Source organism: Campylobacter concisus (assembly GCF_002912895.1).
In the GTDB taxonomy this organism is placed as follows: Bacteria; Campylobacterota; Campylobacteria; order Campylobacterales; family Campylobacteraceae; genus Campylobacter_A; species Campylobacter_A concisus_G.
The window spans coordinates 1-863 of the sequence record NZ_POZX01000067.1 but is presented as its reverse complement, the minus strand read 5'-3'; the positions used below and the strand labels follow the sequence as shown (position 1 = coordinate 863).

General features: G+C 42.1%; 2 protein-coding genes. One reads left to right on the top strand and one right to left on the bottom strand.

Annotation, left to right across the window (positions count from 1 at the left end):
* A partial coding sequence (locus tag CYP51_RS08285; RefSeq protein WP_141089688.1) for a YeiH family protein occupies nucleotides 1-631 on the top strand: 631 nt, incomplete at its 5' end.
* Here CYP51_RS08285 and rsfS read toward each other — a convergent pair.
* A partial coding sequence (gene rsfS / locus CYP51_RS08280) for a ribosome silencing factor (protein WP_103625077.1) occupies nucleotides 615-863 on the bottom strand: 249 nt, incomplete at its 5' end. The two genes, CYP51_RS08285 and rsfS, sit on opposite strands and share 17 nt — an antisense overlap.

The following is an 863-nucleotide window of genomic DNA, read 5'->3' as shown; positions in this document are numbered from 1 at the left end:
GGATAGCGCCGTGCTCATTGGCTCAGGGGCTAGTATATGCGGTGCAGCTGCTGTTATGGCTACTCAAAATGAGATAAAAGCAGACGCAAACAAGCTTGCTATCGCTATTTGCACAGTGGTGCTCTTTGGGACGATTGGCATGTTTATCTATCCATTTATCGCTAAATTTCTAGCTCTCACACCACACCAAACCGGCTTTTTTATTGGTGGCTCACTTCACGAAGTAGCCCACGTGGTGGCAGCTTCAGCAGCATCTGACGGCACAGCAAGCAGCACTGCCGTCATCATAAAAATGCTTCGCGTAATCATGCTCGTGCCATTTTTGTTTTTGCTAAATTTCTTAAATTTAAGCCAAAATAGCGGTGGCTCAAAGCTAAAGAGCATACCATGGTTTGCGCTATTTTTCCTAGTGGCGATTTGCATTAGATCTCTGCCATTTTTCCCTGAGAATTTGGTGCAGATTTTAAAGTTAGCCGCTAGCATCTGCCTTTGCATTGCGATGTGTGCTTTGGGATTTGGGATAGATAGAAGCATTTTTAAAGCGACTGGCAAAAAGCCATTTTTGTTAGCTTTTTTTATATTTTTATGGCTTATTTGCTCTTCGCTTATTTTTGTTAAGACTCTTTGCTAGTTTTTAGCTTTTGCAAAAACTCTTCGATGTTGTATTTTGCTCTATAAGCTGGGCTTAAAAGATGTATCAAAATGTCGCCAAGGTCCATCACGATCCAATCAGGGGAGCTTTCTGTACCTATAAATTTTTCTCCAAGAGGTTTAAGCTCCTCTTTTAGATCCTCGCTCAGCGAGTAAGCGTGTCTCTCGCCAAGCGTTGTAGCGATAACTACGGCTTTTACGAAATAATTATC